Origin of the sequence: Luteibacter sp. 1214 (assembly GCF_031455395.1) — a bacterium.
In the GTDB taxonomy this organism is placed as follows: domain Bacteria; phylum Pseudomonadota; class Gammaproteobacteria; order Xanthomonadales; family Rhodanobacteraceae; genus Luteibacter; species Luteibacter mycovicinus.
In genome coordinates this window covers 213,415-227,515 of sequence record NZ_JAVDSQ010000007.1, presented here as the reverse complement: position 1 = coordinate 227,515, position 14,101 = coordinate 213,415, and the positions used below count along the sequence as shown (strand labels likewise).

The following is a 14,101-nucleotide window of genomic DNA, read 5'->3' as shown; positions in this document are numbered from 1 at the left end:
AGCATTACGGTGTCCGCACTCGTGTAGCAGCCAGCCTTGCTGGCGATGGTCAGGTCAGGGCTGTGAGCCTGGCCCGCAACGTATCCAGCATCAGATCGTGGCCCGATCCCGGCGATGTACGAGCAGCCAGGCTCGACTCCGGCGAACGCCCCTCACCCGCCGAGGCCGCCGTCTCCGCCGCCGCACGGTACGCGTCACGGAACGGCACGCCCGCGACGGCCTGCTCGATCGCCACGTCCGTGGCATACATCGCCGGCTCGATGGCGGCGCGCATCTTCTCGGCCTTCCACTCGAAACGGGCGAGCATGTCAGGCAGCAGCTCAAGCGCACCGAGACCCATGGAGAAGCCGTGGAACAGCGAACCCTTCGAGAACTGCAGATCGCGCTGATAACCCGACGGCAGCGACAGCAGCTGCTCGATCTCGGTGCGCGCGGCGGCGACGCTGGCGTAGCTCGCGCGGAGCAACTCGACGACGTCCGGGTTGCGCTTGTTCGGCATGATCGACGAACCGGTGGTGTACTCCGCCGGCAGCTTCACGAAGTCGAATTCGGCCGTGGTGAACAACGAGAGATCCCACGCCAGACGACGCGTATCGAGCAACGCGGTGCCGACGGCATCCAGCGCGGCCATCTCGAACTTGCCGCGCGACAGCTGCGCGTAGATCGGCGATACCTGCATACGCGAGAAGCCGAGTGCCGCTGTCGTATGCGCACGGTCGAGTGGCACATTGACGCCATAGCCCGCGGCCGTACCGAGCGGATTCGCATCGATCAGCTCGAGCGCCTGGCGCGCACGCAGCGTGTTGTCGATGAAGGCCTCGGCGAACGCCGCGAACCACATGCCCGTCGAGGACACGACGGCACGCTGAATGTGCGTGTAGCCCGGCATCGGCAATGCGCCGCTGGCCGCACGCTGGAGGCAGACCTCGGCAATCTCGCGGCACAGCGTCTCGAGCGTCGAGAGCTTTTCCTTCAGCCACAGGCGCGTCGCCACGAGAATCTGGTCGTTGCGGCTACGCCCCGTGTGCACGCGACGACCGGCATCGCCGAGGCGCTCGGTGAGACGTGCCTCGATCGCCGAGTGGCCGTCTTCGAAGCGATCGTCGAGCACGAACGCACCGGCCGAAAAGTCAGCGGCCAGCGCATCGAGTTCGCGCAAGAGCGCATCGCGCTCGTCGCCCGAGACGACACCGATATTGGCGAGGCCTTCGACGTGCGCCTTGCTGGCGGTGATGTCGTGCAGGAAGAATTCGCGGTCGAGCACCACGTCGTTCCCGGCGAGGAAACGCATGATTTTCGCGTCGACCTGAATACCGGATTTCTGCCAGAGCGGCTGGGTCATCGTCAGGTCCTTAAAGCGGGATGGCGGTCAGCTCGTCGAAGCCGAGCGCACGGTTGACGTTCTGCATGGCCTGGGTGGCCGCGCCCTTAAGCAGGTTGTCCAGCGTAGCGACAACCACCACGCGACGACCGTCCACGGACAGCGCGAAGCCACCCACGTCCAGATGATGCTGGTTGGCGATCTGGCTGACCCACGGCGCTTCGTCCACGACATGGATGAGCTTCTCTTTCTCGAAGCGGGCTTCAAAGCGACGGACGATGTCCTCGCGCTTCGCCTGCTTGGCCAGATAGAGATTCGTGGTCACCGTCAGGCCACGGAAATGCGGCGCGACATGCGGCATGAATTCCACGGGCATGCCCAGATGACGGCTGGCTTCCTTCTCGTGCATATGCCCGGTGAGGGAATACGGCATGAGGTTGTCGCGCAGCTTTTCGGGATCGTTGCGGTCCGACGGCGTCGTGCCCGCGCCCGAGTAACCGGACACACCGAACGACACCGGCGGCGCGGCCAGCAGGTCCTTGATCGGTGCGATCGACACCTGGATGGCCGTGGCATAGCAGCCCGGATTGCTGATGCGCTTCTCGCCCCGCCAGCGATCGCGATACAGCTCGGGCAGGCCGTAGTACCAGCGCTCGTCGAAGCGGTAATCGGCCGAGAGGTCGACAATCACCGTCGATCCGGCCGCCTTATCGATCGCCTCGACGTACGGTGCCGCCTTGCCGTTGGGCAAGGCGAGGATCACGACATCGGCACCCTGCTCCGCCACGGCGGACGGATCGAGGTTGCTGTACGTAAGGTCGCCGCTGTACGCGTCGCTGTGATCGGCCAGTCGCTGGCCGTCGAGCTCACGCGACGAAACGAACGCCAGTTCCAGGTCCGGATGACCGGCGATGAGTTTGATCAGTTCGGCGCCCGTGTGTCCACGTGCGCCGACGATGCCGATGGTCTTGCTTGCCATGACCGCTCAGTCCTGCAGGGTGGGGACGCGCGACGCGCTATGCGTGACGCAGCGTTCGATATCCGCGAAGTTGTCCAGGCCGTACCAGAACACCTTCCAGAGCGACTGCTTGTAGCAGCCGTCCGACTCCGCGTAATAGAAATGATTGATGACGTTGCCGTGGCGCGAACGCCAGAACAGTTTCGGATTCTCGTCGCGCATCACCTGCCACACCGCACGCCCGAGGCCTTCGCCCTGGGCGTCGTCCAGCACGGCGAACTTGTCGAGGTACGCGAAACCTTCTTCCTGCGTGAGCACCATCGCGGCGCGATAGTTCTCCGACACGTACAACCGGTAGAGATCGGTACGGTCGAAGTAGTCCGGCACGGTCTTGCGGCCGAAGCTGGACTCGATCAGCTCACGCAGGCGCTCCTTGTCGACGCCTTCCCACGAATCGAACCGCAGCACGCGCTCGCCGCGACGAACGAGCGTGCCCGAACCCTTGTGGGTAAACAGCTCCTTGGCCAGTTCCGAAGGACGCGTGATCGAGACCGACGAAGTGAGCGGCAGGTCGTCCAGCAGATCCTTGATCTGCTCGATTTTCAGCCGCATGCCCGAATGCAGCCACGGCTGCTTGAGCAGCTGGTCGTACTCGGTCGACAGGTTGATCGAGTCGATGACTTTGCCGTCGCCATCGAGCAGACCGCCCGTGCCGGTGAGGAAGACGATCTTGTACGGCTGCAGCACGCGAACCAGTTCGTTCGCGGCGAAGTCGGCGTTGATGTTGAGGATCTGACCCGATTCGGTCTCGCCCAGGCTGGCGATGACCGGGATCGATCCCGCGCGCAGGCTGGCTTCGATCGGCGCGAGGTTGATTTCGCGCACGCGGCCAACAAGACCGAAGACTTCCTGATCGAGGAATTCGGCGGTGAACACGCCCGAGGGCACCGACGTGGCACGCGTATCGGCTTCCTGCAGGGCTTCGACCAGACGCAGGTTCTGTGCCTGGAACACCTTGCGGACGATCGCCAGGGCTTCGGGCGAGGTCACGCGCAGGCCGTTCACCGTCTTCTTCTCGATACCGGCGGCCGAGAGCTCTTCGTCCAGCTGCGGACCCGCGCCGTGCAGCACGATCGGCGTCAGGCCGACCTGCTGCAGGAAAGATAGCGACGAGGTCAGTGCCGGCAGGTCGTCGCGCAGCACGGCGCCACCGACCTTGACCACGGCGAAGCGCGCCGCGTCGAGCTGCGAAAAGCGCTTGAGGTATTGCTGAATTTCGCGCGCGCTGCCCATCGAGGACAGCAGGCGCACGATGGTCTTGCGGGTGTGCTTGTTAGATTCCACTGTCGACGATCCGATGGATGGTCCTGGCGTAATCCGCCAGTTGTTCGAGAAGGACCCACTCGTCGGCGCTGTGCGCCTGAGCGATGTCACCGGGGCCGTAGACGAAGGTGTTGTAGCCCGCCTTGGAGAACAGCGCCGCTTCGGTCCAGAAGTCCACGGCGTTGCCCACCGGGATACCGAGTTCATCGGCGAGGTCGCGCGCGGCAAGGCGACGCGTCTCCGCCGTGGCGGTGTCGCCCGCCGGCAGGGAATCGCCACGGAAGGTTTCGCCGTACTCGACCGGTGCCGGCTCGACCAGCGTGCGGAACGTCTCCAGCAGCTGATCCGCGTCCATCGACGGCAGCGGACGGAAGCCGAAACGGACATCCGCGGTGGGCGCGACCATGTTGGCCTTGATCCCGCCTTCGACCTTGCCGATGTTGAAGCGCAGACCGGTCAGACCACCGAAGCGCTCGTGCGACAGGGCCTGCACGTGATCGAGCGCGGCCGCGCCCCAGCGAATCGCCTGGTGCAAGGCGCTGTCCGAGGGCTTCTGCTCGCCCGAGGCATGCCCTGCCCGGCCGAGGAAACGCATCTGCACCGAATGGATGCCGCGATGCGCCAGCACCGCCTCACCCCTGGTCGGCTCGGCGACGATGATCGCCTCGTAGTCGCGCGGCGTCTTGAGAAAACCGTCGATGCAACGCGCGTCGTTGGCTTCCTCATCGGTCGACAGCAGCAACGCCATGTCGCCCTGCGTCGCGTTGGCGACGGCGACGAGCGCCGCTGCGGCACCCTTGATGTCGCAGGCGCCGAGGCCGATCGCACGGTCTTCCGTCACCCGCAGTTCGTGCGGGTTGGCGGTCCAGTGCGGGGAATCCGGCACGGTGTCCATGTGTACGTTGAACAGGTACTTTGGCTTACCGCGCACGGCGTACAGATTGACGGCACCGGCGCCGAAATCCGTCACCTGCACGTCGAACCCGGGAAGGTTCGCGCGCAGGTAGTCGAAGATGCCATCGGTACCGATGGTTCGTGGCGGATTGCGCGTGTCGAAACCGACCAGCGCACGCAGATGGGTAAGGGTGTCTTCGAGAAGCTTTTCCATGAGCCTGGATCAGTTCCCGTTGGCGCGGTCGACTTCCGCCCAGATCGTCGAGCTCATGCCGTAGAGCTTGATGAAGCCCTCGGCCTCGGCGACGCCCCAGTCGGCAGCCTGCGCGTACGTCGCCTTGGACGAGTGCAGCAGGTTCTTCGATTCGACCTTCACGGCGTAGATGGAACCGCCGCGGGTCTCGACGATGACCTTACCGTCGACCTTGCGCTGCGTCGACACGAGGTAGGCCTCGAGGTCGGCCTTGATCGGGTCGTTGAAGAAGCCTTCATAGGCGACTTCCGTCCACTTGCGGCCGATCTCCGGCTTGAAGCGGTTCTGCTGCTTCGACAGCACGGTTTCTTCCAGCGCGCGGTGCGCGGTGAGCAGCGCGGTCAGTGCCGGTGCCTCGAACACGATGCGGCCCTTCAGGCCGATGTTGGTATCGCCGGTGTACAGGCTCCGACCCACGCCGTACTTCGCCAGTTCGCGATTGAGGAAGGCGAGGATCTCGGGACCGGTGGCGGCCTTACCGTTGAGCGAGGTGGCTACACCCTTCTCGAAGCCGAGTTCGATACGCAGCGGTTCGGACGGCCATTCGGCACGCGGTGCGCACCAGCCGATCGCGCCTTCGCCCGGAATTTCCCAGGCGTCGATCTCGCCGCCGGAGATGGTCACGCCCAGCACGTTCTCGTTGATCGTGTAGTGCTTGGTCTTGGCGCGGACTTCGAAGCCCTTGTCTTCCAGATACTTCTGCTCGTACGCGCGGACCTGAGTGTGTTCGCGCTGGATCTCGCGGATCGGCGCGACGATCGTGTAATCGCCAAGGGCGCGAACGGTCAGGTCGAAGCGCACCTGGTCGTTGCCCATACCCGTGCAGCCGTGGGCGAACAGCTTGGTGCCGAGCTCGTCGCAACGCTCCAGCGAGGCCTTCACGATCAGATAGCGATCGGACACCAGCAGCGGGTACTGGCCCTGATAGAACTCGCCGGCCCAGATCAGCGGGGTAACGAAGGTGTCCCAGATCGCCTGCGAGGCATCGACGGTGCGATGCGAGGCGGCGCCCAGTTCGGTCGCGCGCTGCTCGATGTACTCACGCTCTTCCGCCGAAACGCCGCCGGTGTCGACGAACACGGTGTGCACGGCATAGCCGCGCTCCATCAGGTACGGAACGCAGAAGCTGGTGTCGAGGCCGCCGGAAAACGCGAGAACGATATCTTTGCTGGACATGCTGGCTCCAAAAATAAGGGAAAAGGGAAAGAGCGAATCAGAAACCGAGGCCGGACTTCGCGCCCGACGCGTGCGAGATGAGCGAAGCCATCACCGCCTTCTGCACGTGCAGGCGGTTTTCGGCTTCGTCGATGGCGATGCACGCCGGCGAGTCCATCACCGCGTCCGTCGCCTTGATGTTCCGGCGCAGCGGGAGGCAGTGGCTGAACAGGCCGTTGTCGGTGAGCGCCATCTTGGCCTCGTCTACGATGAAGTGCTTGTTGGCGTCACGAATGGCCTTTTCTTCGTCCCAGCGACCGAAGTAAGGAATCGCCCCCCAGCTCTTCGCGTAGATCACGTGCGCGCCGCTGTATGCCGCTTCGATGTCGTGTGACACCTGCAGCGAGCCGCCGTTCTCGGCCGCGTTCTGCTTCGCGAACTCCATGTAGCGCTCGTCGAGAATGTATTCCGGGGTCGGGCACAGCAGGGTCACGTCCATGCCCATCCTGGTCGCGATCATCAGCGCCGAGTTGGCCACCGCCGTGTTCAGCGGCTTCGGATGATAGGTCCACGTCAGCACGTATTTCTTGTTCTGGAGATCGCCCAGATGCTCCTTCATGGCCAGCGCATGGGCCAGCTCCTGGCAGGGATGGGTGATCGTCTCCATGTTGATCACCGGCACAGTGGCATAGCGCGCGAACGCCTTCAGCACGATGTCCTGACGATCCACCTGCCAGTCGACGAATTTGGGGAAGGCGCGCACGGCGATGATGTCCGCGTAGCGCGACAGCACCTGGGCGACCTCGGCGATGTGCTCTTCCGTATCGCCGTCCATCACCGTACCGACCTCGAACTCGATCGGCCACGCGTCCTTGCCCGGGGAAAGCACCACGGCGTGCCCGCCCAGCTGGAACGCGCCCAGCTCGAAGCTGGTCCGGGTCCGCATGGAGGGGTTGAAGAACATCAGCGCGATCGACTTGCCAGCCAGCTGCTGACCCTGCGGCGAGCGCTTGAATTCGGCGGCCTGCTCGAGCAGGGCGTCGATCTCGGCGCGGCTGTAGTCCTGGGTATTGAGGAAGTGGCGAACGGTCATGGCGGTCCAGATCGGTCGGTGGCCCGGGGGCCGTGGGTGGAATATCAGGAATCGGAAACGAAAAAACCCGGCACGGGGCCGGGTTTTTTAGTCGATGCGAATGAAATGCGCGCGACAGCCTACCCGGCCGAATGTCCGATGTACGGTCGACGAGCACGCGACGTCATCCCAGCGGCCATACGGGCGCTAGTGAAGACAACGGCGGTGTAGACAGTATGGGACACGGCAGGGTCGGCAAAGGCAGAACCCCGATCATGCCGGGATTTGGTGCGTTGCGCAACATGGGCTCTGGCTCGGCTTCGCCATCGCATGGGGGTGCTTGCGCTGAGGCACGGGAGCGGTCGGCTGCCATTCTTGTCGCTAAGTCCTCCTACGGCCTTCGCCTTCGTGCGGAAGCGCTCCAAGAACGGCAGCCGACCGCTCCCTTCCAACGCGACGGGGCACGTGGAAGACGAGCAAATCGCGGAACCTGCGCGCGCCGCGGTGATCGACATCGTGGCAGCACCGCACGCACGGATCACACCTCATGCTGCTCGCCGCTTTCCCCACCCGCAACCTCTTGGCTGGGAGGGCGGGGGCGGGTGTCGTTCTCGGAGCGCTTCCGCACGTAGGCGAAGGCCGAAGGAGGACTTAGCGACGAGAACGGCACCCGCCCCCGCCCCCCGCCCGTGCCCCACCGCGCGCCCAAAAAAAGGCCGCGATCGCTCGCGGCCTTTCTCGACGTCATGGCGAGGCGGTCAGTCCGCCGGCGCCACGTTGACGCGGACGCGCAGACGCTCGCCCGGGTCGTAGTTCAGGCGCGAGACGTAGACCTCACCGCGGTAGCGGTATTCGACATCGTAGCCGGCGATGCGGCGCTGCTCGGAGACCGAGCTGACGTCGCGGCAGCGGGTTTCGGTGCTCTCGTAAGTGCGGTCGCCGTTGTGGGAGATGTTGTTGCCCACGGCGCCGCCGGCCACCGCGCCGACCACGGTGGCGGCCTTGCGGCCGTCGCCCTTGCCGACGGTGTTGCCCAGAACACCACCGACCACCGCACCGAGGATGGTGCCGGCGGTGCTGTTGCCACTGGACTCACGACGGACGACTGGCTGGTCGTAGCACTCCTGACGCGGCGTCTCGACACGGGCGACGCCGTAGACGGGGTCCACGCGCAGCACGTCGGCCCAGCCGAAATGGGTGTTGTCATCCGGACCCACGGCACCCGGGGGTGGCGGCGGTGGCGCATAACGGCCGTCCTGGGCGCTGGCGCCAGAGGCGAAAACGGCGAGGATGAGCGCAGGGATAAGCAGGCGAGACATGTAGGAAAACCTCCAGCCAGGCGCACGGGCGCGCCTACTCGTACGCATTTCATCAAGTTCACGCTGAATCCACGCTTAGAACCTCGCGCGGGCGAATTCACGCACGATGTCAACGGATTCGCGGCACGTGCGTGCGCCCGGGAAGGCGGCGGGCTTGTTACTATCTGCGACCGGCCGCCCGCCGCGCCCGTCCACGGATCCACGATGCCGATCTCGCTCTACAACACCTTGTCGCGCCGCACGGAGGCGTTCACCCCGATCGATCCGAACCGGGTGACGATGTACGTCTGTGGGCCGACCGTCTACAACTACATCCATATCGGCAATGCCCGGCCGCCGGTCGTGTTCGACGTGCTGGCGCGGCTGATCCGCCGCCACTACCCGAATCTCGTGTACGCGCGGAACATCACCGACGTCGACGACAAGATCAACGCCGCCGCGTCCGCCGCGGGCGTGCCGATCGGTCAGATCACCGAGCGATTCACTCAGGCCTATCGTGAGGACATGGCCCGGCTGGGCGTCGCGGCGCCGGACGTCGAACCCCACGCCACGGACCACATTCCACAGATCGTGGCGATGATCGAGCGCCTGATCGCCTCCGGCCACGCCTACGAGGCCGAGGGCCATGTCCTCTTCCATGTGGAGTCGTATGCCGAGTACGGCGCCCTTTCCGGTCGCGACCCGGAGGACCTGATCGCCGGCGCCCGCGTCGAGGTGGCCCCTTACAAGAAGAGCCCCGGTGACTTCGTGCTCTGGAAGCCCTCCGACGCTACCCTGCCCGGCTGGGACAGTCCCTGGGGCCGTGGCCGTCCGGGCTGGCACATCGAGTGCTCGGCCATGAGCGAAGCCCATCTGGGTGAGACCATCGACATCCATGCCGGCGGCGTCGACCTGACGTTCCCGCACCACGAAAACGAAATCGCCCAGAGCGTCTGCGCGCACGGCGGCAAGACCTTTGCGCGCTACTGGCTGCATAACGGCATGCTGACCTTCGACGGTCGCAAGATGTCGAAGTCGCTGGGTAACGTGCTTCAGCTACACGAACTGCTGGGCAGACACCCCGGCGAAGCGCTGCGCCTGATGCTCCTGCGCGGGCACTACCGCCAGCCGCTGGACTGGTCGGAAAGCGCACTCACCCAGTCCGTGCGTACGCTGGACGGCTGGTACGGCGCCCTGCGCGACATGGCGGATGTCGACGCCAGCGATGCGGTCGTGCCGGCGGCCGTCGAAGCGGCCCTGTGCGACGACCTCAACACCCCGCAGGCCCTGGCCGAGATCTCCCAGCTCGCCGACGCGGCGCGCCGCGCCACGGGCGACGAGCGTGCCGCCGCCAAGGCGGCGCTGCTGGGCGGCGCCGGCCTGCTCGGTTTGCTGCAGGAAGACCCGGAAACCTGGTTCCGTCAGGGCAACCCGGGCGAATGCATCGACGAGGCCGCCATCGAGGCCTTGCTGGAGGAGCGCCGGGCCGCTCGCGCCGCGAAGGACTTCGCGCGCTCGGACGCCATCCGCGACCAGCTCAGGGAACTGGGCATCGCCATTGAAGACAGCGCACAGGGCACGCGGTGGAGTGTGGTGAAAGCATGAGCGAGCCGATCGAATCCACCGCCCTCGAGGCCCAGGCGGCCATCGCCGAAGAGTTCGCCTTTTTCAGCGACTGGACGGAACGCTACCAGTACCTGATCGACCTCGGTCGCCAGCTGCCCGCCTTTCCCGATGAGCGCAAGACGGAAGAGAACCGGGTCCACGGCTGCCAGTCCATGGTCTGGCTGATTCCCTCGGGCGATGCCTCGAAGATGCATTTCGACGCGGCCAGCGATTCGGCGATCGTCTCGGGCCTCATCGCGCTGGTGCTGCGCGTGTACTCCGACCGGTCGGCCCGCGAGATCGTGGACACCGAGCCGAGCTTCATCCAGGACATCGGGCTGGCCAAGCATCTGTCGCCCACCCGGTCGAATGGCCTGGCGGCGATGCTGGTCAAACTGAAGGCCTACGCGGCCGCAACGCTGGGGGCCCCTGGCGGCGGCCCCGCGCCCTGTCGTCCACTGCCCCGGGCCCGCCCGCGGCTCACGACACCTGTCGGCCCGCCCCCTGCGCGCTAGCCCTTTCGCGCGCAGGGCGCGCTCCTACGACAGCAGGCAAGAAAAAACCCTCGCGATCGCTCGCGAGGGTTTTTTTATACCGCGGCAAAACAGGCAATCAGTCGCCCATCTGCTTCTGCAGGTGCTCGCGGCGCTCCTGTGCATCGAGCGTCAGCGTGGCGATCGGGCGGGCGTCGAGACGCTCCACGCCGATTTCCTCGTCGGTCTCTTCGCAGAAACCGTAGCGGCCTTCTTCGATCCGGCGCAGGGCCTTGTCGATCTTGGAGATCAGCTTGCGGTAGCGGTCGCGGGTGCGCAGCTCGAGCGAGTTCTCGGTCTCGCGCGTGGCGCGCTCCGCTTCGTCACCCACGTCGCGGACTTCCTCACGGAGGTTGTCCATGGTCTGGCGGGATTCTTCGACCAGCTGGTCGCGCCAGTCCTTCAGCTTGTTGCGGAAATAGGCCAGGTGACGAGGACTCATGTACTCCTCGTCGGGACCCGGCTTGTAACCCTTCGGCAGGTCGATGACAGTCGAAGCCGGCAGCGCATAGCGGCCGTCTTCGCGCGTGATGCCGTTGTCGGCGGTGTGGGAAGTGGTGCTGTTCATGCTGGAGTGCGTGGAATTCTCGTTACTGGATGAGGTAGCGCTACCCACCGCGGAGGCACTCCGCGGCGGTGTAGCGGCAACGGCCGATGCCGTCCTGCCCTGGGCGGGCGTCGGTACATCGTGGGCCGGGGCGGATGACTTCGCCGCCGGCGTTGGAGCGGGAGCCGGCGCGGCCTTGGCCGGCGTCGGCTTGGTCTTGGCCGCTGCCGCCTTACTTACGGCGGGAGCGGTGGATTTCGTCGCGGCGGGAGCCGCATGGGAAGCCGCTGGTTTTGTCGCCGTTTTAACGGGCGCCTTTGCCGCCGGCTTGGCGTTCTTGACGGGCGCGGCCTTGGCGGGTGTCTTCGCCACGGCCTTTTTCGCGGGCGCGGCGGATTTCACCGGCGCGGCCTTGACCGCTGCCTTCTTCGCCGGCGCCTTGGCCGCCTTTACCCCGGCCACAACCGTTTTGGCCGTCTTCACGTCGCCCGCGCCGCCCTTCTTGGCGGCGCCCTTGGCGGCTGCGGAACTGCTAGCGTTTTTCGCCATAATCCTTCACCTCGGTGGCCGTGGCGGCGGGGTGTTATAGCCCAGAAGCGTTACCCCAGCAACCTCTCTTCTGGGATACTGTCTTCTGGCTTACGCCGGTCGACACCGGACTCATAGTGACCCGCCTCCTCTTAATCCTGATTTCCTTCTACAAACGGTGGCTCAGTCCCCTCCTTGGGGCCCGATGCCGCTTCCATCCATCCTGTTCCGATTATGCCCGCGTCGCCATAGCCCGTTTCGGACCGGCACGTGGCACGGTTCTGGGAACCTGGCGCATCCTGCGCTGCCAGCCGCTGTGTGAAGGCGGCCACGACCCCGTCCCCGACCAATTCGTCCTGCGCCGATGTGGCGCCCAAGGAGCTGATACCCATGACTGATGCCTGGCTCATCAAGAACGCCGAACTGATCAACGAAGGCCGCCGGTTCACCGCCGACTTACGTGTCCGTGACGGAAAAATCGCGACGATTGCGCAGCATCTGGCAACGGAACGTGACGAACAGGTTATCGACGCCACGGGCCTCTGGCTGCTGCCCGGAATGATCGACGATCAGGTGCACTTCCGTGAGCCGGGTCTCACGCAGAAGGCGGACCTGGCGCACGAGTCGCGCGCCTGCGCGGCAGGCGGCATCACCAGCTTCATGGAAATGCCCAATACCAAGCCGCCCGCACTGGACCGCGATTCGCTGGAATACAAGTACGAGCTCGCCGCCAAGTCCTCCGTGGTCAACTACGCCTTCTACATGGGCGCCAGTAACGACAACCTCGAGGCGATCCGCGCGCTCGATCCGAAGGCCGCACCGGGCGTGAAGGTCTTCATGGGTGCGTCGACCGGCAACATGCTGGTGGATAACCCGGAGACCCTCGACGGTATCTTCCGCGACACCCCGGTGCCGATCATCACGCACTGCGAAGACACGCCGATGATCGACGAGAACCTCGCCAGGGCGCACGAACAGTACGGCGACGACATCCCGATGTGGGAGCACCCGCACATCCGCTCGCGTGAGGCTTGCATCAAGTCCACCCGTCTGGCGATTTCCCTGGCGAAAAAGCACAACACCCGCCTGCACGTGCTGCATATCTCCACGGCCGACGAACTGGCGCTGTTCGAGCCGGGCCCGATCGAGGGCAAGCGCATCACGGCGGAAACCTGCGTGCACTTCCTGCACTTCGGCGGCAAGGCCGACTATGACGCGAAGGGTTCTTTCATCAAGTGCAACCCCGCGATCAAGGACGAGGCCGATCGCGACGCGATTACCAAAGCTCTCGCCGAAGGCCGACTCGACGTCCTGGCCACCGACCACGCGCCGCATCTGCCGGAAGAAAAGGCACAGAAGTACGACAAGGCGCCGTCGGGCCTGCCGCTCGTGCAGTTCGCGCTGCAGGCCGCTCTCGAGCGCGTGCATGAAGGCAAGCTCACGCTCGAGCGTGTGGTCGAGGCGGTTTGTCACGCACCGGCCAAGCTGTTCGACGTCGAGAAGCGCGGCTTCCTGCGCGAGGGCTACGCGGCCGATCTGGTCCTGGTCGACCCGAAGAAAAAGCACACGGTGACACGCGAGGAAGTTCTCTCGAAGTGCGGCTGGTCGCCGTTCGAGGGTGAGACGTTCTCGAGCAGCATCGTGTCGACCTTCGTCAATGGACAGCGTGTTTTCGACGGCAAAACCGTCGACGGCGATGTCCGTGGCCAGCGCCTGACGTTCGACCGACCGGCGAGTGGTGCGGCCAAGGCATGAGGAAAATCGCAAGCGCTGCACTCGCTCTGTGGATGACCGCGGCCGCCGCGGCCGCGGTCCCCGACCTGCCCTCGACGGTGTCGCAGGGCGGGCTGGTCATCGGCCACGCGCCCCGGGGCTCTCACGTCACCGTCGCCGGCAAGCCCGTGCATGTCGGCGACGACGGCATCTTCGTCTTCGGTGCCGGACGGGATGAGAAAGGTCCCATCGTCGTCACTGTCGGCACGGAGAAACGGGTGGTCGAGGTCACCCCTCGCGACTGGCCGATCGAGCGCGTCGAGGGTGTGCCGCCGAAGACGGTGAACCCGCCGCCGGACATCGCGGCGCGCATCGAACGCGAGCAGGCCGGGGTGGTCGCGGCACGTAACCGTGACGATACGCGCGAGGACTTCGCCCACGGCTTCATCTGGCCGGTGACGGGTCGTATCAGCGGGCGTTTCGGCAATCAGCGCATCTACAACGGCGACCCGAAGGCGCCGCACTCGGGCATGGACATCGCCGTACCTGAAGGCACGCCGGTGAAAGCACCCGCGGACGGCATCATCACGTTCGCCAGCCCGGATCTCTATCTCACCGGCGGCACCGTGCTGCTCGACCACGGCTTCGGCCTGTCGTCGAACTTCCTGCACCTGTCACGGATCGACGTGCGGGTCGGTGAGCATGTGCGTCAGGGGCAGATCATCGGTGCGGCCGGGAAGACCGGACGCGCGACGGGACCCCATGTGCACTGGGGCTTCAACTGGTTCGGAACACGGCTGGATCCGTTGCTGCTGCCTGGGATTCACTGACAGGTCGCCTATAGCCGCGTCCATTGTAGGAGCGAGCCCTGCTCGCGACCGACGTTCGCGCGGGTCTGCGC

General features: G+C 65.4%; 12 protein-coding genes and 1 pseudogene. 5 read left to right on the top strand and 8 right to left on the bottom strand.

Annotated features, from left to right (window positions below; genetic code table 11):
- Nucleotides 1-49: 49 nt before the first annotated feature.
- The 7 genes from J2X57_RS16320 to J2X57_RS16290 all read right to left on the bottom strand — a co-directional run bounded on the left by J2X57_RS16320 (nt 50) and on the right by J2X57_RS16290 (nt 8,295).
- Nucleotides 50-1,342, bottom strand: coding sequence for an argininosuccinate lyase (locus J2X57_RS16320; RefSeq protein WP_309868757.1), 1,293 nt, complete (start codon nt 1,340-1,342; stop codon nt 50-52).
- 10 nt (nt 1,343-1,352) lie between these two features.
- Entirely contained in the window at nt 1,353-2,300 is a 948-nt protein-coding gene (argC, locus tag J2X57_RS16315) for an N-acetyl-gamma-glutamyl-phosphate reductase (RefSeq protein WP_036111775.1), read from the bottom strand.
- Nucleotides 2,301-2,306: 6 nt separating this feature from the next.
- Entirely contained in the window at nt 2,307-3,623 is a 1,317-nt protein-coding gene (locus tag J2X57_RS16310) for an acetylglutamate kinase (RefSeq protein ID WP_309868754.1), read from the bottom strand.
- Complete coding sequence (locus J2X57_RS16305; RefSeq protein ID WP_036111770.1) at nt 3,613-4,710, bottom strand: acetylornithine deacetylase; 1,098 nt, start codon at nt 4,708-4,710, stop codon at nt 3,613-3,615. The genes J2X57_RS16310 and J2X57_RS16305 overlap by 11 nt, the downstream gene beginning before the upstream one ends.
- 9 nt (nt 4,711-4,719) lie before the next feature.
- Nucleotides 4,720-5,925, bottom strand: coding sequence for an argininosuccinate synthase (locus J2X57_RS16300; RefSeq protein WP_036111768.1), 1,206 nt, complete (start codon nt 5,923-5,925; stop codon nt 4,720-4,722).
- A 37-nt stretch (nt 5,926-5,962) separates the two neighbouring features.
- Complete coding sequence (locus J2X57_RS16295; protein ID WP_309868749.1) at nt 5,963-6,997, bottom strand: N-acetylornithine carbamoyltransferase; 1,035 nt, start codon at nt 6,995-6,997, stop codon at nt 5,963-5,965.
- A gap of 737 nt (nt 6,998-7,734) precedes the next feature.
- Complete coding sequence (locus tag J2X57_RS16290; protein ID WP_036111763.1) at nt 7,735-8,295, bottom strand: glycine zipper 2TM domain-containing protein; 561 nt, start codon at nt 8,293-8,295, stop codon at nt 7,735-7,737.
- Nucleotides 8,296-8,499: 204 nt separating this feature from the next.
- Between J2X57_RS16290 and cysS the strand changes: the two genes are divergently transcribed.
- Both cysS and J2X57_RS16280 read left to right on the top strand, forming a co-directional pair.
- Nucleotides 8,500-9,879, top strand: a complete 1,380-nt coding sequence (gene cysS / locus J2X57_RS16285; protein ID WP_309868746.1) for a cysteine--tRNA ligase — start codon at nt 8,500-8,502, stop codon at nt 9,877-9,879.
- Entirely contained in the window at nt 9,876-10,394 is a 519-nt protein-coding gene (locus J2X57_RS16280) for a SufE family protein (protein WP_309868742.1), read from the top strand. Before cysS ends, J2X57_RS16280 begins: the two co-directional genes overlap by 4 nt.
- A gap of 97 nt (nt 10,395-10,491) precedes the next feature.
- Here the strand turns inward: J2X57_RS16280 and dksA are convergent, their stop codons facing one another.
- A complete protein-coding gene (dksA, locus tag J2X57_RS16275) occupies nt 10,492-11,508 on the bottom strand; it encodes an RNA polymerase-binding protein DksA (RefSeq protein ID WP_308847869.1) in 1,017 nt (338 codons plus the stop codon).
- A gap of 113 nt (nt 11,509-11,621) precedes the next feature.
- Here dksA and yidD point away from each other — a divergent pair, with 113 nt between their 5' ends.
- The 3 genes and pseudogenes from yidD to J2X57_RS16260 all read left to right on the top strand — a co-directional run.
- On the top strand, nt 11,622-11,885 hold the full coding sequence (yidD, locus tag J2X57_RS16270) for a membrane protein insertion efficiency factor YidD (protein ID WP_239709171.1): 264 nt from the start codon (nt 11,622-11,624) through the stop codon (nt 11,883-11,885).
- Nucleotides 11,878-13,242, top strand: coding sequence for a dihydroorotase (locus J2X57_RS16265; RefSeq protein ID WP_309868737.1), 1,365 nt, complete (start codon nt 11,878-11,880; stop codon nt 13,240-13,242). Before yidD ends, J2X57_RS16265 begins: the two co-directional genes overlap by 8 nt.
- Nucleotides 13,243-13,280: 38 nt before the next feature.
- Nucleotides 13,281-14,030, top strand: a pseudogene (locus J2X57_RS16260) (M23 family metallopeptidase); the annotation flags it as partial.
- Nucleotides 14,031-14,101: the final 71 nt, after the last annotated feature.

Bases quoted from the DNA above. Each gene is read 5' to 3' on its own strand.
- argC (WP_036111775.1), bottom strand. From the start codon at position 2,300: ATGGCAAGCAAGACCATCGGCATCGTCGGCGCACGTGGACACACGGGC.
- J2X57_RS16320 (WP_309868757.1), bottom strand. From the start codon at position 1,342: ATGACCCAGCCGCTCTGGCAGAAATCCGGTATTCAGGTCGACGCGAAA.
- J2X57_RS16265 (WP_309868737.1), top strand. From the start codon at position 11,878: ATGACTGATGCCTGGCTCATCAAGAACGCCGAACTGATCAACGAAGGC.
- dksA (WP_308847869.1), bottom strand. From the start codon at position 11,508: ATGGCGAAAAACGCTAGCAGTTCCGCAGCCGCCAAGGGCGCCGCCAAG.
- J2X57_RS16300 (WP_036111768.1), bottom strand. From the start codon at position 5,925: ATGTCCAGCAAAGATATCGTTCTCGCGTTTTCCGGCGGCCTCGACACC.
- cysS (WP_309868746.1), top strand. From the start codon at position 8,500: ATGCCGATCTCGCTCTACAACACCTTGTCGCGCCGCACGGAGGCGTTC.
- J2X57_RS16280 (WP_309868742.1), top strand. From the start codon at position 9,876: ATGAGCGAGCCGATCGAATCCACCGCCCTCGAGGCCCAGGCGGCCATC.
- J2X57_RS16295 (WP_309868749.1), bottom strand. From the start codon at position 6,997: ATGACCGTTCGCCACTTCCTCAATACCCAGGACTACAGCCGCGCCGAG.
- J2X57_RS16290 (WP_036111763.1), bottom strand. From the start codon at position 8,295: ATGTCTCGCCTGCTTATCCCTGCGCTCATCCTCGCCGTTTTCGCCTCT.
- J2X57_RS16305 (WP_036111770.1), bottom strand. From the start codon at position 4,710: ATGGAAAAGCTTCTCGAAGACACCCTTACCCATCTGCGTGCGCTGGTC.